Genomic DNA, 18,896 nt, shown 5'->3' on the forward strand with positions numbered 1-18,896 from the left:
GAACGCGGCGGAAGTCGCCGAAGCCCGCTGGGTGAACTGGAAGGAGTTCAGCGCCGAGGTGGTCTCGGGGGACGCGGACGTTTCGCCGTGGTGCGCGTCGCAGGTCCGCCAACTGACCGAACTCGGCCCCGAACCGGCGCAATGGCCCAAGGGCGACTCGGCGGCTCTGCCGCCCGCGGCCCAACCACTGGCAACAGCCGTCTCGCGCGGCCGTGGCGCGGCGTACCTCGCCAGCGCCTACGATCCCGTCGGGAAGCATCGAGACGATCCGTGGCCGTTGTTTGCGCGACTGGCGACCGAGGAACCGGTGAGTTGGTGCGATTGGCTGGAGGCATGGGTCGTAGCCGGCTACGACGCGAACCGCACTATCATGGGCGATCCCGAGACCTTCAGCAGTCGCTATTCGACCCCCATGCATGTTGAGCTGCAGCCAGCCGAGCTGCGGACGGTGCTGGCTGACATGGATCCGCTGGGCAACCCCATCGTGTCCTCCGACCACTGGGAACACCGGCTACACCGAGCTGTGTGGCAGGAATTCTTCCACGGCAAAATCGTGGGTGGACTTGAACAGCACGTGTGGGACACCGCCCGGGCTCTCGCTGACGACCTGGCGGTCCTCCCGTCGCCGGATGTGGTGCGTGACTTCGCCCAGCCGCTCGTGTTGAGGGTTGTTGGGCGCCTCATGGGATTCGACACGGCGGAAACCCTGTGGCACTACCAGCGCGCGATGCACGTCGTCGAATGGGCCACCCCCTGGCTGCCGATGGACACGCGTTTGGCCGCCGCCCGGGATACTGTTGCCGCCAACCACCGCTACCGAGAGCTTTATGCGCAACTCTGCGCCGCCGACACCGAACCGACAATCTCGTCGATGGCGGCACACCTCTCCTACGATCATTGGCGCACAGTGGTGCTGCTGGGATGGACCGCAGCCGTCGACACCACGGTGGGAGCGATCACCGGAGCTGTCTACCACCTGTTGTCCCGCAACCGGTGGCAGGACGCACACCCCGACTCCCTCCCCGCCATGATCGAAGAATCGATCCGGCTAGACACCCCGCACCGCGGCCTTCTCCGCACCGTCACTACGCCCATTCGACTATATGATCAGGAGCTCGCCGAGGGGGACCGCGTGCTGCTGTTGTTCGGCGCGGCAAATCGTGACCCCGCTGCGTTCGCCGCTCCGCACGAATTCCGACCCGAGCGCAACGATCAAGCTGTCCACATTGGATTCGGTCATGGTGTGCACGGGTGCGTCGGCGCCCGCCTGGCCCGAATGGAAACCCGAGTCGCGCTGCGGGTGCTCACCGAGCGATTCCCTCATGCCACGCTCCCCACCAATTGGTCCCCTCGATACAGCCCGAGCATGTTCTTCCGACTCCTCGATGAGCTGCCGGTGGCGCTGACTCCACCATTGTTGTCGGATGACGACGAAACCGAATAAGCCCCGGAAAAGGGGGCTCCTGTGATGTGTCCGTGGGTGGTGTGAGTCGGGGCTGGTTTGGCCCTGCGCCCGTCGCTTGCAGGGGAACAGGACGCATGTGCGCCTCGCGGCGAGCCGAAGCCGAAGAAACCGGACCGTTCAGCGCTCATCCGCACGTCGCCCTGGTCAGCGAGGACGACCCGCGTCGCGCCTTTCCCGGTTCGCGCAAGCCACGGTCGACAGCCTCTTCCAGTACGCCTCCGTCATCGACGATCGCAGACGGCCTGACGAACTCACCGTGCCGCTCCGCGAGCAGCGCGCCAGCCAGTGCATCGAGTACTGGTTGAGGCGCATTCCGTTGCCGACGAACGAACAACGATCTCACCGCCCGTTTCGTTTGTCGTACTCTTCTACGATGTCAGCCGGAATGCGCCCCCGATCCGAGACTCGGGAGGCCCCTGGTTTCGGGCCCACTCGCGGATGGTCTGGGTACGACCGCGATCCATCGCCGCTTGTGCAGAGGCGGGCGCTGGCTTGCCGCGTTTCGGACCGGGACGTTTCCGACTTCCAGTCCTTCGAGCGCTGGCCACAAACGACGCAAGCGACTCACGGAGTGCTGCAGCATTCTCCGTCGACAGATCGATTGTGTACGCTACGCCATCCAAACCGAACACGACGGTGACGTCGGCAGGTTAGCCATCGACATCATCAATAAGCTTCACCGTGACTTTCTGCGCCACCCTTTCCCTCTCATTGTTCCGAAAATATCGTTGTCGCATACTCCACGGGATTCGTGAAAATCATAAACCACGCCACCCTCTGAGACTGACGCGACCTCCACCGCTGCCCGGCGACTCGACACGGTGCGCACGGGCAGCGCACGACAGCGATGTTCTAAGGTAGACAGGGACAATCGCCTCCATGTTACCAGAGGACGTGCGTCGCAGCGAACATCCCAGGCGTGAGGTGAACATGGCTCAAGAGATTGTGATCGAACTGGTCGATGACGTCGACGGCTCGCCAGCCAACCACACCATCACCTTCGCTCTCGACGGCGTGACCTACGAAATCGACCTTAGCGATGCGAATGCACACCACCTACGGGCCATCTACGATCGCTACATCAAAGCAGGTCGTGGACAGAAACCCCCAGCCCGCAGAGCGCAGCAGCCGAATGTGCACCAACGAAAGCAGGCTAACCAGCAAACAACCGACGAGATTCGCAAAGCGGCGCACCGCGCCCAGGCCAAGGCTAAGGCTGCGGTTATGGGCAAACCAGCAGACCACGATGACGCTGAGCATGGCACCGCGCCCCTTGACGCCATCGACCTGCCAGAACCAGACGAAGGCGACATTCAGCGGCCAGAGGTAAGCGCACCTGCCATTCCCGCCGCGGTGTTTTCCTCCCCCGGCGTATAAGAAGCAGCCACCTCCCGGCCACACGAATCTTCTCCAAGGCCAACAAGACTCCAGCCTTCTCTGCCTCCCAGCTCATCCAATCGCTGTCGAAAGGGCTGGGTAGCGCCACGGTTTCGCCCGGCGACGGCAAACTTCCAAGTGATCGACAGCGGGGATCACGGACGAAAGATGGCTGGGCGTCGCTTCGCGTTCGGCCGCACCCGCCGCTCGGCCGTGTCGGGGTCATCGAGCGAGGCTACGGCCTGTGCGACGCCGCTGACGAACTCGAACGGCTGCTGGACACCGACGCGGGTAGACACCTGGCCCAATAACCCTGCGTGAATACTGACAGCAGCGAGGAGGGCGGCCAGGACACCCTGGCCGCCGCCTTCCTCACGAACTCTGCCGCACGACGCATCAACGCGGGCCTGGGCGACTCTTGCTTCGGCCCCTGGCACGGTAGTCGTCGCGGCCGACGGGCTCGTGATCGAAGCGTCGGAAGGTGTGAACGCCGAGCTCAGCGGCCGCATCGACCTCGACGGCGTGGCCCCAGTCGTTGTTCTAGCAGCCGTTGCTGTGAGGGTTAGGGGAGCGACGATCACGAGAAATCGGCCTTCTGCACTCGCCGCACGTCCGGTGCAGGTGCTCGACATCGACCTGGAACCCGCGCCCGCGAAGGAACTCGGAAGCATGGGTCGCGAAGGCACATGCCCAGTATTTGCCGCCCGTTCTCTCGCCTATTGCAGTTGTTGTATTCCGCTTGATCACCGCGCAGCCTCCATCGCGCGGTCGAGCGGGTTGGTCTTGCGCTGGCTGGTGACCACTGGCCGGTCGATGTCGCGGTGGATGACCTCGGCTGTCCAGCCTGCGGCGTGAGCACGGACTAGTAGCTGATCAGCAACGACGACGCTGCTTTACCGGACTGTTGGCAGGTCGCTGTGTTGAGGAGCGCGAGCGCGGCAGCGACGGTGTCGGTGAGCGTTTCGCAGACCGGTACGGCGTGGCGGCGGGCGACGTAGACCAGGTATCGGTTGCGTTCGGGGTTGGGGCAGTCGGGTGGGCAGCCGAGCACTGCTTTGCCTGTGGTGACGTCCAGGCCGAACTCCACATTCGTCGTGAAGCCCGGCAGGGATTTCAAGTCTCGCGGAATCCAGAAGAGGATGGCGGTGGCAGCGCTGCGGGCGTCGGTCTCCCAGTCGACTTTTCTTCCCGCACAAATGTCGTGTCGCATTGAGCCCAACATAGCGTGGCTGAGCTGGCCTTTCGGTGTTGTTCGGCTCGTCGCCGGTCTCTATGGTCCGGAGCCGTGTTCTTGATCTTCTTCAGGCGGGACGGCTGGCAGAGCTGGGACGTGAAGGCCCGACCGGTGATCCCGGAAGGGATGCCGGTGCTGGTCGACGACGACCTGCGGTTCGACGACGTCGACAGCGAGCGTCCGGTCGTGGCGATGAACCGCTGGCTGCGGGAGTTGCCGACGGTGGGGGCGCTCGCCCAGTCGACGTGGGAGAAGTACGCGCGAGCCGTGCGGGACTGGACGATTTTCCTGACACAGCAGCAGATCCCGGTCTTCGCCGACCGGAAGCTGCTGAAGGTGGGTCTCGGGCTCTACGCGGCGTTCCGCGCGGCGGGCCCGGTGCATCGCCGGTTCGCCGCGAGCACCTGGAACCAGCACGTCAGCATCCTGGCGGCCTTCTACCGCTGGGCCGTGGCGGAGGGCCTGGCGCAGGCCGAGCCGTTCACCTACCGCGCCGCCCGCGGGGTCTTCGGCGACGCGGCGCGCGAGGTGCAGGTGAACTTGGCGATCCGGCGCCAGCCGAAACCGCACGTGCGGATCAAGTACCTCGAGCGCGACTTCACGGACCTGCTGTTGTGCGCGCTCGCCGGTCGACGTCCGGACGGGACGCCCGATCCACGGTGCCGCGGGCGGCATTTGGGACGGAACCGGGCGGGCGGACACCTCGCCGTGGCGACCGGCCTGCGGCTCCAGGAGTTCACGAACCTGCTGGTCCCGGAGATCCCGCCGCTGCCGGCCCGCCGGACCGAGGCGCCGATCCCGTTCCCGGTGCCGGCGGGAGTGGCGAAGGGCGGCAAGCCGCGCACGACGTGGATCAGCTACGACGCGCTGGCCGAGCTGCACCAGTACCTGCGGCTGGAGCGACCGGCGTTCGCCGCGGGGTCGGACTGGCGCCCGGCAGGCCGGGCCGGGGCGCTGCGGGTCACCAAGGACCGGATTGTGTTGGCGTACAACGCAGACTACGACCGCGGCGTCATCACCGCGGACTGTCACCGGCACGGCATCCGCCGCACCCGCTTGGCCGACCTCAGCCATTGGGCCGACGTCATGGTGCCGCGTTCCGACCACGCGCACTCACGCCGGTGGCTGCGCAACGGCGGCGGGCACCGGGCCCTCGGCGACGTCGAGCAAACCCGCCAGCACCTGCTCCGCATGACCGCACCCTGACCGCACGACCTTGGTTCCGGTGAACGCTCTACGGCGGCCCGCGCTCGTCCGCGTCCACCAGGCAGTCGACCTCCACGCAGTGACCTGTGCCACAGGCGCCGCTGTCAGGAAACGAGACATCCCGGCCGTCGCGCTGTCGCCCTCGGATCGCTGTGCTGGCGATCAGCGCCCGACGGCGACGGCGAGCCTGGCTTGCAGACGGTTCAGCGTCGTGTCCACCGTGCCGGAAAGTGTTGTGCAGACGGGGATTCCGAGCCGCTGCGCGTGCCAGATGAGGTAGCGGTTGCGGATCGGATCGGGGCAATCGAGCGGGCACCCGAGCACCATCCGCTCCGGTTTGGCAAAGCACATCCCGGCCTCGACGTTCGTGGTGAACCCGGGAAGGGTCTTCAGACACCGGGGAATCCAGAACATCCGCACCGTGGCCGCCTGGATCATCGCCAGCTCGGATTCGACCTGGTCGTCGTAGTGCTCGGCGCGCTTGCCGCCGCGAGATTCCGGGCTCAACACGACCAGCGGCTCGACGCCGCGCCACCGCTCGGCAAGCAGGTCGATGGCGGGTGGCCGCCACGACGGGACCGTACCCGCCCTCGGCGTCGGCCCCAGCAGCATCACCGACGGGCAGCCCGCCGGGATGGGTTCCCGTGCGTACACCACCTCGACCGCCATCACGCCACCTCTCGAAGCGCGGCGTCCTGCCACGGAGTCCACGCCAGAGGCAGGCCGTCGCCGGCCGCGCGGGGAACCACGTGGAGGTGCAGATGGAAGACCGACTGGGTGACCTCGCGGCCCCGAGACGTCAGCACGTTGCAGTTCTCGTGCTCGGCGGCCAACTCGGCCGCGGCGGCCATCGCGACCGCGGACACGTGCCGATCCGTTCCGACGTCGGCGACGTGCGTCGTCGGGATCACCAGGAGGTGCCCCTCGGTGACGGGGTGCCGCGGCCGGATCGCGATCGCCTCGGGCCAGCGACGCACCACCTCGGCAGGCTCGGTCCCCGCGACGATCCGGCAGAACACGCATTCCGGCGCCGGCTGTCCGAAAGCGACACCCGCCGGGACACGGCCGAGTGCGCGAAGAACGACTTGGTCGTCGTAGTGCTCGGCGCGTTTCCCGTCCCTGGATTCAGGGCTCAGGACGGTGAGTGGCTCGGCGCCGGTCCATTGGGCGGTGAGCTCGCGGATCGCGGCAGGCCGCCACGATTCGACGGCATCGTTGCGCGGAGTTGGTCCGGCGAGGAACACGGACGAACCGTCGGCCGGGATGGGTTCGCGAGCCGTGATCAGGTTGATGTTCATTTAGCTGCTCCAGTTCGTCGGGCGGATTGTTGCGGAGTCCAGGGCAGCGGCAGGTCGTCGCCGTCGGTTCGGGGCACGATGTGCAGGTGGAGGTGGAATTGGGTTTGTTCTCGCGGGGTGTTCGGACGTGAGTATCTTGCTGTCGCAGGTCAGCGGCGTGTTCCGGGTGGTTCATCGTGTGCGACAGGTGTCGTTCACGAGAGCGTTCGGCGGTTGAGCTGGGCCATTAGGTCGCGGTTGGTGCCGCGGGCGGCGTCGAGTTCCTCGGTGCGTTCGGCGAGTTGGCGGCGCAGTTCGGTTTCCTGTTGCTCAAGCTGGGTGATTCGGCGCTGGAGCGCATCGAGGTCGGCTGGTGCGCCGAGTCCGGTCTCCCGCCAGACGGCTTCGCCGAGTGCGTCGGATAGCCGGTCTTCCAGCAGTTTGATGCGGGCGGCCTGGCGGCGGTCGCGCTCGGCGGCGTTGGCGAGCTCGACTAGGAGGGATTCGCGGCTGACTACCGTGCCGGTGACGGTCTCGGTTGGTGCGGTTGCCTGTGCGAGCACGGCGGTGTGCAGGTCGTCGTGGCGGTAGATGAAGCTGCGGTGGACCCGTGCGGCGCGGGCGACCTGCGACACGGTGGCGTTCTCACCGGCGGCGTTGAGTTGTTGGAGCACCTGTAGCACGCGTTGCCGTCGCGCGGCGCTGTCCTGCCGCCGGGCTTCGGTGAGTGCCTCCGCGGTGGTCATGTTCCGCGCTCCAATCGAGGGTCGGTCCGTGGCGGCGCGGTGCCGGGCATGCCGAGGTTGACGACTTGGCGGACTTTGCGCAGCGCGCTGGTCGCGTCGTGGAGTGCGGCTCGGTCGTCGTCGGTGAGGTCGTCGACGGCCTGCTCGGTCCGCTGGATCAGCGCCCGCAGCCGGTTGATCTCCTCGGTTGAGGGTGTTGCTTCGGCGGTGGCCCAGTCGTCCAGTTCGGTAGCGGAGCGCACGCGTTCCTGGTTGCGCAGCAGGGTGTGCAGGTAGTCGCGCAGCTCGGGCAGGTAGGACGGGTCGGTGCGGAAGTGGCCGCAGCCCAGACAGCGGAACCGGAACGGGCGAGCCCCGCCCCCGGCCTTGACGTTGGACGGCTCGCTGCAGGTGCCGAACGGGACCGCGACCGCACCGACGCGCAGCCGGGCGTGCTCATGGTCGAGCAGTGCCTTAGCGGCGGGCCAGATGCGGTTGCCGTGCCGGTCGAACTGGAACGCCACGACCTTGTCGATCGCAGCGCGTATCCGCTTCTCGGTGACCCGGTAGTAGGTCTGCGTTGTGCCGATGTGTTCGTGACCGAGCAGGTCGCGCAGGACATCCGGCGGTGTTCCGGCGTCGGCGTGCCGCTGGGCGTAGGTGTGCCTTGTCTCCGCAGTCGCCGTGTGCGGTTGCGTTCGTGTCGCGTTTGACATGGACGATTCCTGAGTGCCGCGTGCGCAACGCAGGTTGGTGCTTGTGTAGCGATAAGGCAGGGATTCTGTGATCGACTTCACTGCCGAGTGTGGTGTCAACACGGTCCGATGACCTTCTGTCGGGCTGCCGGGAGACGGGTGACGTTCGGGTTCCGGGCAGCGGCGGCGCGCAGCCGGAGGATCTCCTCGTGTTGGGCGGCGAGCCGCGCCAGGGCTTGGGTCCGGAAGTCGGATAGCTGCTCGATCGTCGAATTCGCCTGGCCGAGGCGGCCGTTGAGCTTGTCGATGTCTGCCTTCAGACGTTCGATCTGTGCGGTTTTCGGGTCCGGGGTTTCTCCGGCCTGCCGCAACTGTTGGAGACGGTGCTCGAATTCGGCGCGCAGGTGTGCGTAGGGCCGGTTGCCGTAGAAGGCAGTGCGGTCGACCCCAGCGACGAGTGCGAGGGTTTTGATGTCGCAGCCTCCGCCGGGTGGGATCTCACCGCGAAGTAGCCGGTCCATGGCGGCGCGGATGCGGTTTTCGTTCTGGATGCGTTGGGCGGCAGTGATTCTCATGCCTGCTCCTCGGGTGCGCTGGTTCCTGTGGCAGTGTCGATGCTGGTGATGACCCGGGCGGCGCGGTCGTAGTCGACCTGCAGGCGGGCGCGTTCGGTGGTTCGGGTTTTGCCGAGGTGCCCGAGGAAGGTTTTGGTGCGTTCGGCGTGCTCGGCCCAGACGGGCCGGTGGTGCCGGTGATGGGTGGCCTGCGGGCAGCGCGCGGAGTCACACATGCCGATCATCGGCCGCTCCGCGGCCGGGGTGCCCGCGAGTTTCAGACAGAGCGCGCGGGAGGGATCGGTGAACCAGCAGTAGTTCGCGGGGCCGAGGTGCAGCACGTTGGCGCGTTTGGACAGAAGGTTGAGGATGTCGCGGTCGTTGCGCTGGATCTTCGGTGCCGCAGTCGCGTCGGTGTTCGGGTCGGCGTCGATGCTGGCGAAGAATTCGGTCAAGCTCCGGGCACCGGGACCGGCAGGCAGGATGCCTTGCTGATAGTTGCGGAACTCGGCCAGCACGAGCTGGAGTTTCTGGTCGGCCTCGAGCTTGTTCACCTCGGCCAGCAGCTCTGCTTGAGCGCCGCCCGGTCGAGCTAATGGCGACGTCAGATATCGGAACTGTCGGAATGCCTTTCTCATCACGACGTTCGTGAGGGCGAGCCATAGCGATGAGCGTTGTTGGACGGCGGCCTGCCGTTCTGGCTGTTCTGGACAACGGCCGAGGGCAAGCCGCGGTTGCACGCCCCGGACTTCTTCGCCCGCCGCGCTGACGGGTGGTGCTGGGTGTCTGCCCGACGGAGCGGATCAAGCCCTGCGGTCGCGGGACGACACGGGGGCCTGTGAACTGCTGGGCGGGACTACGAGGCGGTCGGTACGTCCCGCAGAAGCGGAACACGTGCTCAGCCTCGGCCGGTACGGCCGCTTGTAAAACTCCCTAGATGTGGGGCGTCGTGGTACCTCAGTCACCCTTCTCCCTTTGACGCCTCAGCTCCCATCCCCTCTTTGAGTTGCATGAGCGGCACCGTGGTCGCTTACGGTCGTGCGCTGTCGCCTCCCATGAGTGGCTGCACTCACTGCACTGCCACAAGCACGAGACCTTCGAGTGCGGCTTGAGCGTGTGCTTCGTCAGTTCTGGCCGGTCGATGCAGCGGACGAACTCGGCAGCTATCTCGGGGCGCACATCAGCGAGCCCTTCTCCGGGCTTTGCCAGACCGCGCTTCTTCCACCGGTCAGCGGCCGCGCATTCGGGACAACCGGTGCGTGCCCGGTTGTTGGCGAATGCTTCCCATTCGTGGCCATGGATACACCGCCACAGGCACCGCAGCTCCGCTGCAGGTTTCATCGTGTGCTTCGTCAGTTCTGGCCGGTCAAGGCAAGCGACGAATTCGGCAGCCAGGTCAGGGCGCCGGTCGGCGAGCGATTCGCCGGGTGCTGCGATGGCCCTCTCGCGAGCCAGGAGAGCCCGCCGTGCGATGTCACAGTCCGGGCAGTCGGTGCCGGCTCGCTTCGTGCGATCCCTGACCCTGGTTTCCCATTCATGCTGGTGCTCGCACCGCCACTGGCACATATCGGCGGCGCCTGGAGGGAGCATGTCGAGCCCGACACCCGGACGGTCCTTGTTGGCGACGAACTCGCCGGCCAGATGAGGCCTGGCATCGAGTGCTGACACTTTCGGCCGCGAGCCGGGCAGTTGATGCCAGCGAAGCGCGGCACGCTTCAGCGCCTCGGCCTGCTCGGTATCGCTGAGGTCGCGCCATGGCAGGCCACGGTCTTTCACCTCGCGTGCAAGAGCCCGAGTCCATTCCCACGGCCGCTCCCAGGGGTCGCTTTCATCAACCACGATCGACCGGGGGATGTGCGGCACGTTTGTCGACCTGATGCGCACGTAGTCGGCATCGGCCATTCTCTTGTTCTTACGCAGGTCGGCTTCGAGCCGGGCAGGACCATGTGTGTAGTCGGGATCCAGATCGATGAACAAGCCAACTTCGGGAATGTACAAGTCGATACGCAGCTGGTTGCCCTTCGCGACAGCACGCCGAGCGTCGACTTCGACCTCTGCTCCGGTCGCCGCCATGAGAAGCTCAGCGGTCTTCAACTCGAGGAGAGACGTCCCAGCCGTCCCACATCCTGGGCAACCGTTTCTGGCACGGCTTTTGACGACGATCTCGCGCTCGTGCTGGAGCGGGCAGCGCCACACACACCTGTCGTTCGACCCGTAGCTGAGCCGGTCCGGTCCGGTTCCGGGGCTAGAAAGGTTGCGGACGAACTGGTCGACCAGATGTGGGTGAGTGTCAGCGAGAGACCTGCCGGGCTTGGGCTTGCGCCGAGCCATCCCGGAGCGTTCATCTCCGCACTTGGGGCACCCGCTTCCGCGGGCGCGGACACTGATCCACATCAGATAGTCGGGGTGTCCAGCGGGGCAGCGCCATAGGCATTTCAACTTAGATCCGGAAGTGGTGTTGTACAGGGTCTGGCCTGGTTTCCCGATGACCACTTCGATGAACTCGGCTACCAGGTTTGGATGGGCGTCGGCGAACGAGGTCTTTCCTTGGCAGGAGAGGGTGGGACACACCCGCTCGCGCCCTGGTTTCGTCCGTTGCTCCGGCCGGGCATTCCAAGGCTTCTCGCACGTTGGGCACAGCCATGTGCATTCGAGTCCCGACCCCGGAGCGAGCCGGTCTGGCATCAAGTCCGGGTGCTTCAAACACGTGACGAACTCGGCTGCCAGATCCGGGAAGAGTGCGGCAAGCGACCGCTCGTATGGGACGAACGCCAGCGCTCGTCCCGTCCCACTAGGACGGCTGTTCGATTCTGACCGCACGGCCAGAAAGCGTAACGACCGGCACTGACAAACTTCCGAGGTTTGAGCCCGGCATGTGGATCACTACCGCTGGCACCTCGTACCGCCGGAAGGCGTTTGAGCACGTCAATGACGCTTGGTGTCGCGCGAGGCGCCGGCGCCGCGTCGGCTGACTTCGGCGGCGTAGGCAGTCCAGTCACCGGAGCTGGTTTGTTGCCATTGCACGGCCACTGCGATGTGGATGCCGAGAATGCGGGCGAGTATCGCGGCGGGCAGCTCGGTCGCGAGAGCGAATAGGGCGGTGGAGCGATCTTGCCGGGGATTCAGGCCGATTCGTTGGAGGCGGTTGCCCAACGCGTCATCGCCGATCGGATGGCCGGGACGGCGCCCCGGGAACAGCCAGGGGCTGCTGCCGGCGGGCGCGGCGATGATGCTGTTTGCCTTGCGGGTAGCGACTAATTCGCGGGCCAGGGCGGCCAGTGGTTCGGGAAGCGTGACGGGGACGCGGCCGAAGGTGATCGTGACGGCGTTGTCGTTGTTGTGAATGTCGTCGACGGTGAGCTGGGTGATCGTGGCGATGCGCTGGGCGTAGAGAAGAAGTAGCAGCCCGGCGACACGATCCGCGATCGTGAGGGTGTCGTCGTGGAGGAGTCGTCGGGCGTCGGCCCAGCGTTTCTCGGTGTCGAGCGGTCCCGCGGGCCCGTGCCAGCGGGTCGCACCGAAGGTCAGGCCGTGGGCGCGCTTCTGGGTGACAGCCCAGCGGACGAAGTGCCCTGTCTCGTCCCGGTAGCGGTGCCCGCCGACGATCCAGGTGTCCAGGTCGGCCTGGGTGCAGTCCGCCAGCGTGCGGTCGTGGGCAGTGAGCCAATCGAGAAAGCTGGCGGCCGCGGTGATGTGGCATCGGACGTTGAGATCCTGCAATCGTGTGGTGTGCTGTTCTCCCAGGCGTTGACGTAGCCGGCGCAGGTGGTGCCAGACCGCGTAGCTGTGAAGGATCTGCCGCTCGCTGAGATCGCCCCGGCTCTGGATCGTCCGAGCAATCCAGCGTTCCAACGCGACGAGCCGCTCGTCGCGCGGTGGCAGCGCTCCGGTGGCGACCAGGACACTACGTAGGTGTGCCAGCGTTTTTCCGGCCGGGAGCTCGTCGAGCAGTTCGTGGGTGACCGGACGGGTGCCCTGGCCGATCTGTTCCAGCAGGCCGCGGACTTTCGGGCGGGCGAGCCAGGCCAAGGCGCTGTCAGGGCGTTCAACGGCGACCAGGGCCTGGTGGAAAGCGGCAAGCCCGTCCCTGAAGGCCCCGCAGCCACCGCGAAGGAGCTCACGTGCCCGCTGATCCAGGGCGCAGCGCTGGCAGGGTTGAGGGCCGAGCTGCCAGGTGGTCTCGCAGACGGGGCAGCGTCCCCAGAACTGCGGATCCGGGTTGACACAGCGAGCACACAGCGGCGCGTCCAAACTCCCGCCCCGCAGTGGGCCGCTATCGCCACAACTGCTGCAGGTGACCCACTTCTGTTGGCAGCGCAGGCACCACGGTCGGCCGGTGGCCCGGGAGGTGTCGCAGACCGCCGACCGCCCACAGACCCCGCACTGAGTGACGGTTCGCGGGCGGCAGTTCATGCAGCGTGGTCCATCGGACGAGCGGACCGCGACTGGAAGACGTCGACCGCAGCCCTGGCATTCCTCCAAGTTGGCCGGGTCTTTGATCAGACAGTTGGGACACAACGGCTGGCCGCTGTCGTCCCGGGCGGCGGGCTCACGGACGGCTCCGCAACGGATGCAGGCTACGGCGGCTTGAAGGGCGAAGCAGTTGCGGCAGACCCGTTTGTTGTCCAGCAGCTTCGACAACGCCTTCACCTCACCGCAGACCGGGCAGGCTGGGCGGACTATCGTCGCGGCTCCCGCACCGACGAGTTCGTCGATGAATCGCAGCACCGCTGGGGCAGGCGCGTTGTAGCCCGCGCCGGTCAACAACTCCGGCCGCTCAAGCACGGCCCCGGCCAGGCGCCGTTGCCCAGCCGGACGGACCGTCGCCCGGCCCAGTGCGGTCAGGACTGCTTCCGCGTCCAGTGCAGAATCCATGCCGGTGACCAGATCGACAAGTTCGGCCAGCGGGTCGCCCGCGTTGTCGGGACAGTGCGCGCACCGGGGTTCGCCTCTGCGGTCACGGCTGACCACCCGGCATTCCTCACCACAGCCCGCGCAGACAGCGGGTTTGTCCGAACACGGCGAGCATGCCCACTGCCCGCCACGTCGGCTGCCGACCCAATTGCATTCCCTGCCGCATTCGCTGCACCGCGGCCGCGGGATTTCTTGTGCGCCTGCGGCACGCAGAGCCATCAGCAGCTTGGCGACGCAGTAGGGAGCGGGAGGCCGGCCGGTCCGCAGCAGTGAGGGATCGTCGTGAAGCGCCTGGGCAAGGCGCCGTCGCCCTGCTCGCTCACGGACGACAGTGCCGACGACCTCACGGACCTGGGCCGAATCAAGGTGCGAATCGACGCCGCAGACCAGCCGCACGACGAGCCCGACCGGATCGGCGATTACCTCGTCGGCGACGCTGGTCATCGGTCCACCGGGGTGATCCGGGCCCTCTTGGGTCGCAGGCTACCGAGTCCTTCGGCGCCCGAGCCGCCCCCGACTGCATTCTTCTTGGGTTTGGCTGCAGCGTTGGCGTCGGCGACAGGCTCGATCAGGTCGTCCATCGTGCAGTCCAGGATGTCCAGCAGTGCCATGAGGACTTTCATGCTCAGCCGTTCGGGCCTTTCGGTGACCAGCCGGTAGACCTGGCTGGAGGACAGGATGATGCCGCGCTCGGCAAGCGGCGCGATCAGATCGGTGGTCTGAAACATCTCCTGGCTCGCCATGACCTGGCGTAGATGCCAGCGGTAGTCCAATTTCTGGGCCATCAGCGATCCTTCCGATCTCGGCTTTTCGATCCCAGCGCGGGTGCGATAGCCTTGCGCAACGCGGTGTTCATGAAGTCGTCGGACACATGCGTGTAGATCGCGGTGGAGCTGTCGTTCTCATGGCCGACCTGGACCTGCAGGAATCTCCGGTCAACCCCGTTCTCCGTGTTATGCGTCACGTACGAATGCCGAAGACTATGTGGGACAAGGATTTTCGGCAGCTTCAGTGCGTCCCTATAGGACTCGAAGCGGGCATTGATCTCCGGCGGCTGGACCCTGCCACCACGTTCGGTCACCCATAACGCCGGCTGATCCGGGCAGCCGAACCTCGGCCGGATGTTCTCCACATAGTCGGCCACCGCGTCCACTGCCCAGTCGAACATCGACAGCACGTTACGGCGGCGAGGTGGCTGGCCACGTTTGGCCTTGCCATAGCGGACATGCAGCGTCCCGTACCGGCCGAACTTCGGGGCTTCGGGATTACGGCCCCAGTCGGTGACGTCGAGCTTCGACGTCTCAGCTCTCCTCAGACCCCAGCCGTACATCACCTTGAACAACGTCGCGTCACGGTAGGCAGCAAGCGCACCCTTGCGCTTCGCGCGCACCGCACGGTCGACCTGGTCGTCGGCGTAGTCGATGAACCGCTGCAGCTCCTCACGGGTAAACGGCCGGGCCTCCGGGCTTCCCTCGTATGACTGGAGGTGGGCAATGGAATTCCACTCGTGCACGATCGGCACCGGATGCACACCGGGGCCAAACTCCTGCTCACAGGCCGACACCCAGCCATAACGCGCGTTGTCCGCCAGAAACTCAGTGAACAACCGCAGATCCGTCTGGTAACCCCGGATCGTCGACGGCGCCAGATGCCGTTCACTGGTCATCCACAACGACCACTCATCAACGTGCGACGCCGTCCACCGCCACGGGTATTCATTGGTGAACTCCAGGAAGTTCCGAACCAATCGCTCCCGCGCGATGATCGTGTCCTCCTTCAAACCCCGCGCCGACTGTTGCGCTCGCCAGCCGCGCAGCATCGACTCGGCCATCGCATCCTCCGGGTGAAGCTGCACCACGCCCGACACCAGTTCCAAGTGCGCCGCGCCCGCAAGATCAACCCTCCGCAACCCGCCCTCCATGCACGCTCGGATAACGGTCCGATCATGCATCAAACGGGATTAAATTGGCAAACTTGCTGGCCAGGCACGTACTTCTTGCGGCGATGCGCTATGCTTGCAGGCGGCGTTTGATCAGGCGACCAGCAGTTTCTCGCCCGTCTGATGCAATTCCCGAGCTTTAGCATAGCCCTCAGTTGTGGCTGCGGCGATATGTTTGAGGTGCAGTTTTGCTGCGAGAACCCCGCCAGGCCGGTGGGCCATCTCCAATGCAACTGTCCGCCTCAGCATGCGCAGTGCTACTGGTTCGTCGGGGATCGGAGCGAGTCCGAGGCGGGCTCCGGCTGGGGAGTTCACCCAGGCGCGGAACCACAGGTAGCGGACTCGGAAGTTGAACCGGGACAGCAGGAGAACACCGTCGCGCGGGTCGTCGTGCAGCTGCTCGAGGAGTTCGATCGCGTGGTGGACCGGTTCGATGACGACCCATTCGTCATCGGTGCCGCCGAGGCCCTGGCCTTTGATGATCTTGCTGGCGATGCGGTATCGCTTCAGGCCGGGGATCGGTTCCTCGACCCGGCGGCAGCCGACCCGCAGTTCCATCAGCTCACTGGCCCGCATTCCGGACGCGCCAGCCAGAACAATGATGGCTGCGGTGCGGACGATGCCGACCAGGGCGACTGCTTCGGATCGGTGCAGTGGCAGTGTCCAGGGCAGCAGGGTCGCGCCGTCGGCGGTCGGGGCTTCGGCGGCGTTGCGGCCGAAGATCTTCTCGACTCCGACAGCGTTGAGGGTGTCGATCAGCGGTTTGCGCAGTTCGGGCATCCATTTCGCCCAGAACTGGGCGTAGCCGGCCTGTCGGGCCAGTGTCCCAGTGGAGACCGGCAGCAGCGGGTCGTTCGCGTCCCAGCCGGCGGTGAGTCTGCGGTTGACGTCGTGTTCTTCGAGCATCGGCAGCGGTGTGCCGGTCGCCTGGTGGTCGGCCAGCAGCATCTTGATGTCGCTGACCATCGCCGAAGAGCTGTGACGAATGCCGGGGGCTCGGGTGGCCCAGACTCGGTCGATCTTGCGGATCTGCTTGTTTAGTTCGACAACGTGCGGGCCGAGGATCTGCACCAGGTGCAGGGCCGCGGCGAGCATCGGCTGCAGCACTTCGGTAGGGACGGCCGATGTCTTGTTTCCTTCACGGCCAGATGGCATTTCGGCGACTGCGGATGCTGTTGCGCCGCCCCAGGGACGCAGGTCTGCTGGAACCCGGTCGGCGGTGAACAGGTCCCGGTAGTCGACCAGATCGACGATCAACTGTGCGGCTGCGCGGCGGACACCGGCGCTCTGCTCGCCGACGACGGCGCCGTCGGGGCCGACCACGTAGCGTCGGAACGCCAGGTATTCCTCGCAGAGCGGGGCCTCGAAGTACGTCCGTTCCGGGTCGGTTCGACGTGGCGCCGGAAGCACGTGGTGCGGGCTGCAGGCCGTTTGCTCGGTCGTCACAACGCCCTCCGCACCGGCTCATTGATGTGGTGGTGCTTGACCAGCACCCCATGCCCAGCAAGCCGGATTCGTTCCGCAACCGCCTCGCTGATCGCCACACTCCGGTGCCGCCCGCCCTGGCACGACAGCCCAATCCGCACCGGCCGGGACGACGGCGCGCTGACGAGCAGCGCCCGCGCCGCGCCGACAAGGTGCTCGACCAAGCCCTGCGCACCCGGCGTGGCCAGGACATGCGCTCGTACGTCCAGTTCCCGGCCGGTCGACTCGCGCATCTCCGGCGAGACATGCGGGTCCCGAATGAAGTCCCGCAGATCGACCACCAGGTCGTAGCAGCCCGGCACGCCGTGCAGGTGCCCAAAAGATTCAACATGGACAGTCACATTCCCCTCCACAGCAAGAGAAATCTCCATTGCCTTCCCGCTCAACGCTGAACCTCGCGGTCTCGAAGATGCAACGCCGAATCAATGTGCGCGACACCCCGGCGAGAACTGTCGGACACCAAGCAGTGGGGATGCGAGCTGCGACAGTGCACGACAGGTTTCTGACCCCGAGGAAAGGTTTGTGTCGCTGCGGTGCCGCGGCTGGTGATGATGTTCGCCGCGTCGTGCTCGCCCATCAGCTCGGCGGCGCAGGCCATCGTGCGCGCTGACACTGCGGGATCGACGCTGGCGTCGACGACATGCGTGCGGGGGATGACCAGCAGGTGGCCGTCGTTCACACCGCCGCGAGGGCGGATGGCGACGACCTCGCGGCGGTGGCGGTCGCCGCAGAGAAACGCGATCCACCGTCGTGCACTCCACCAGGGCGGCCTCCAGCGCCGCACGAACGTAGCTGGAGCTTCCCCTGTCACGATGTCGCAGAACACGCAGTTGTTCATGGTCAGCACTCCGGAGTCCGGTCAACAGGTCTGTGGCGCCTGCCCTCGCAGCCGGGGGCGATGACGCGGGGATGGGCCGTGCCGGTAGCCGAAGGAGATCAGACGGATCGTGCGTCCTGGTGACGTAGAGGCGGATCCGTTTCTGGTCCGGTTCTCGGGGTCGGTGGCCGGGTGAGAGTCGATGGGGTCCACGCTGTGGCTCTTTTCGTTCAGTGATGTGGTTGGTGGGCGGGGGTGATGGTGTAGGTGCCGTACACGTAGGCGTGGTCGGAGATGTCGCGGGGTGGTTGGCGTACGTGGTAGGTGAGCACTGCGGTGGTGGGGAAGCCGGTGGAGCGGAAGATGCGGTCGATGCGGAGGTTGCTGCCGTCGTGGGTGGTGACGGTGGGGGCGTCGGCTTCTTCGCCCATGTCGAGATAGCCGCCGGTACCGCCGGCTTGGTGGCGGAGTTTGTCGAGTTGACGGGTATCGATCTCCCACCGGCCGGTGGCCGTGTTGTAGTAGCCCTTTTGTTCCAATTTGTGGAGTTCGCCGCGTTGTTCGCAGTGGGTCTGCCAGTCGGGCAGATGTTCCTGCTCCCAGCTGGAGGTGGCGTTGAAGTCGCCGAGCAGCAGGGTTTTGTTGTGGGGGCCGCCGAGGGTGAGGAGACGGTTGGCGGCGCGGTTGAAGGCTTCGCGGCCTTCACCGCCGGGCCAGTGCTCGCAGCACACCAGGACGTCGTGACCGTAGATATCGACTTCCGCGAAGCCGGCAAGCCTCCGGCTGCGGCCGAGTTGGATGCTGGGGTCGTACCAGCCCAGCGGCCGGACTTTCGCAGTATTGACCAACAACAGGTGATGGCTGTTGGCGTGACCCGATAGTCCTTGGGAGGCGAACAACGGTTCGTACCAGCCCTGATCGAGATGGCGGGCCAAGACATCGGTGAGGCGGCGCCGCAGCACGTACTGCCCGTCGTCGAGGCAGTGGGTTGCTTCGGGCAGCGCCAGAATGTCCGGCGGGATCGGAGTCTGCTCCAGCAGGAAATCCAGCGCGGCGTCGAGGCGATGGTGGCCGTGGCCGCGTTGCCAGCCGAGATGATCGATGTTGAACGTCCCTACACGCAAGGTCAGTCCTGCCACACCATGTCCCTTTCTGTCTCCCGTGGTCTATTCGTGGTGGTGGGTGTGCGGCACCCGCGCACGGTGTGC

20 protein-coding genes and 1 pseudogene are annotated in these 18,896 nt (G+C 66.0%); 3 read left to right on the plus strand and 18 right to left on the minus strand.

Going from position 1 to position 18,896, the window contains the following annotated elements:
- Positions 1-31 precede the first annotated feature (31 nt).
- The gene (locus tag MOQ72_RS45400; protein WP_242190336.1) at positions 32-1,444 is read left to right on the plus strand and encodes a cytochrome P450; all 1,413 of its coding nucleotides are present in this window, start codon (positions 32-34) and stop codon (positions 1,442-1,444) included.
- Between the two features lie 360 nt (positions 1,445-1,804).
- On the opposite strand, the gene MOQ72_RS46015 is transcribed toward MOQ72_RS45400, so the two are convergent.
- A complete protein-coding gene (locus MOQ72_RS46015) occupies positions 1,805-1,852 on the minus strand; it encodes a hypothetical protein (RefSeq protein ID WP_443706327.1) in 48 nt (15 codons plus the stop codon).
- Positions 1,834-2,097 (minus strand): Lsr2 dimerization domain-containing protein, encoded by a 264-nt coding sequence (locus MOQ72_RS36145; RefSeq protein WP_372495620.1) that lies wholly within the window; start codon positions 2,095-2,097, stop codon positions 1,834-1,836. The genes MOQ72_RS46015 and MOQ72_RS36145 overlap by 19 nt, the downstream gene beginning before the upstream one ends.
- A gap of 247 nt (positions 2,098-2,344) precedes the next feature.
- Between MOQ72_RS36145 and MOQ72_RS36150 the strand changes: the two genes are divergently transcribed.
- Positions 2,345-2,842, plus strand: a complete 498-nt coding sequence (locus tag MOQ72_RS36150; protein WP_372495621.1) for a histone-like nucleoid-structuring protein Lsr2 — start codon at positions 2,345-2,347, stop codon at positions 2,840-2,842.
- 862 nt (positions 2,843-3,704) lie between these two features.
- Here the strand turns inward: MOQ72_RS36150 and MOQ72_RS36155 are convergent.
- Entirely contained in the window at positions 3,705-4,052 is a 348-nt protein-coding gene (locus tag MOQ72_RS36155) for a TIR domain-containing protein (RefSeq protein ID WP_242190337.1), read from the minus strand.
- A 75-nt stretch (positions 4,053-4,127) separates the two neighbouring features.
- Here MOQ72_RS36155 and MOQ72_RS36160 point away from each other — a divergent pair, with 75 nt between their 5' ends.
- Entirely contained in the window at positions 4,128-5,282 is a 1,155-nt protein-coding gene (locus MOQ72_RS36160; protein ID WP_242190338.1) for a site-specific integrase, read from the plus strand.
- Between the two features lie 162 nt (positions 5,283-5,444).
- Here the strand turns inward: MOQ72_RS36160 and MOQ72_RS36165 are convergent, their stop codons facing one another.
- The 15 genes and pseudogenes from MOQ72_RS36165 to MOQ72_RS36230 form a co-directional block, all read right to left on the minus strand.
- Positions 5,445-5,951: a nucleoside 2-deoxyribosyltransferase domain-containing protein gene (locus tag MOQ72_RS36165; protein ID WP_242190339.1), complete on the minus strand. Its 507-nt coding sequence runs from the start codon at positions 5,949-5,951 to the stop codon at positions 5,445-5,447.
- Positions 5,951-6,580 (minus strand): HIT family protein, encoded by a 630-nt coding sequence (locus MOQ72_RS36170; protein WP_242190340.1) that lies wholly within the window; start codon positions 6,578-6,580, stop codon positions 5,951-5,953. The genes MOQ72_RS36165 and MOQ72_RS36170 overlap by 1 nt, the downstream gene beginning before the upstream one ends.
- A 194-nt stretch (positions 6,581-6,774) precedes the next feature.
- On the minus strand, positions 6,775-7,305 hold the full coding sequence (locus tag MOQ72_RS36175; RefSeq protein WP_242190341.1) for a DUF6262 family protein: 531 nt from the start codon (positions 7,303-7,305) through the stop codon (positions 6,775-6,777).
- Entirely contained in the window at positions 7,302-8,000 is a 699-nt protein-coding gene (locus MOQ72_RS36180) for a tyrosine-type recombinase/integrase (RefSeq protein WP_242190342.1), read from the minus strand. Before MOQ72_RS36180 ends, MOQ72_RS36175 begins: the two co-directional genes overlap by 4 nt.
- A gap of 95 nt (positions 8,001-8,095) precedes the next feature.
- Entirely contained in the window at positions 8,096-8,554 is a 459-nt protein-coding gene (locus tag MOQ72_RS36185; protein WP_242190343.1) for a hypothetical protein, read from the minus strand.
- On the minus strand, positions 8,551-9,273 hold the full coding sequence (locus tag MOQ72_RS36190; protein ID WP_242190344.1) for a hypothetical protein: 723 nt from the start codon (positions 9,271-9,273) through the stop codon (positions 8,551-8,553). The genes MOQ72_RS36185 and MOQ72_RS36190 overlap by 4 nt, the downstream gene beginning before the upstream one ends.
- A 217-nt stretch (positions 9,274-9,490) precedes the next feature.
- Complete coding sequence (locus MOQ72_RS36195) at positions 9,491-10,627, minus strand: zinc-ribbon domain-containing protein (protein WP_242190345.1); 1,137 nt, start codon at positions 10,625-10,627, stop codon at positions 9,491-9,493.
- 36 nt (positions 10,628-10,663) lie between these two features.
- Positions 10,664-11,353: pseudogene (locus MOQ72_RS45835) on the minus strand (zinc-ribbon domain-containing protein); the annotation flags it as partial.
- A 105-nt stretch (positions 11,354-11,458) separates the two neighbouring features.
- Complete coding sequence (locus MOQ72_RS36200) at positions 11,459-13,891, minus strand: site-specific integrase (protein ID WP_242190346.1); 2,433 nt, start codon at positions 13,889-13,891, stop codon at positions 11,459-11,461.
- Entirely contained in the window at positions 13,888-14,232 is a 345-nt protein-coding gene (locus tag MOQ72_RS36205) for a helix-turn-helix domain-containing protein (protein ID WP_242190347.1), read from the minus strand. Before MOQ72_RS36205 ends, MOQ72_RS36200 begins: the two co-directional genes overlap by 4 nt.
- Entirely contained in the window at positions 14,232-15,368 is a 1,137-nt protein-coding gene (locus tag MOQ72_RS36210; protein WP_242190348.1) for a tyrosine-type recombinase/integrase, read from the minus strand. Before MOQ72_RS36210 ends, MOQ72_RS36205 begins: the two co-directional genes overlap by 1 nt.
- Positions 15,369-15,479: 111 nt before the next feature.
- Positions 15,480-16,832: a site-specific integrase gene (locus MOQ72_RS36215; protein WP_242190349.1), complete on the minus strand. Its 1,353-nt coding sequence runs from the start codon at positions 16,830-16,832 to the stop codon at positions 15,480-15,482.
- A complete protein-coding gene (locus MOQ72_RS36220; protein WP_242190350.1) occupies positions 16,829-17,212 on the minus strand; it encodes a RapZ C-terminal domain-containing protein in 384 nt (127 codons plus the stop codon). Before MOQ72_RS36220 ends, MOQ72_RS36215 begins: the two co-directional genes overlap by 4 nt.
- 41 nt (positions 17,213-17,253) lie before the next feature.
- Positions 17,254-17,709 carry an HIT family protein gene (locus tag MOQ72_RS36225; protein ID WP_242190351.1) on the minus strand — a complete coding sequence of 152 codons (456 nt, stop codon included), beginning with the start codon at positions 17,707-17,709 and terminating at the stop codon, positions 17,254-17,256.
- Between the two features lie 209 nt (positions 17,710-17,918).
- Positions 17,919-18,827 (minus strand): endonuclease/exonuclease/phosphatase family protein, encoded by a 909-nt coding sequence (locus MOQ72_RS36230; RefSeq protein WP_242190352.1) that lies wholly within the window; start codon positions 18,825-18,827, stop codon positions 17,919-17,921.
- Positions 18,828-18,896: the final 69 nt, after the last annotated feature.

The organism is Saccharopolyspora soli, assembly GCF_022678645.1.
GTDB classification, from domain to species: domain Bacteria; phylum Actinomycetota; class Actinomycetes; order Mycobacteriales; family Pseudonocardiaceae; genus Saccharopolyspora; species Saccharopolyspora soli.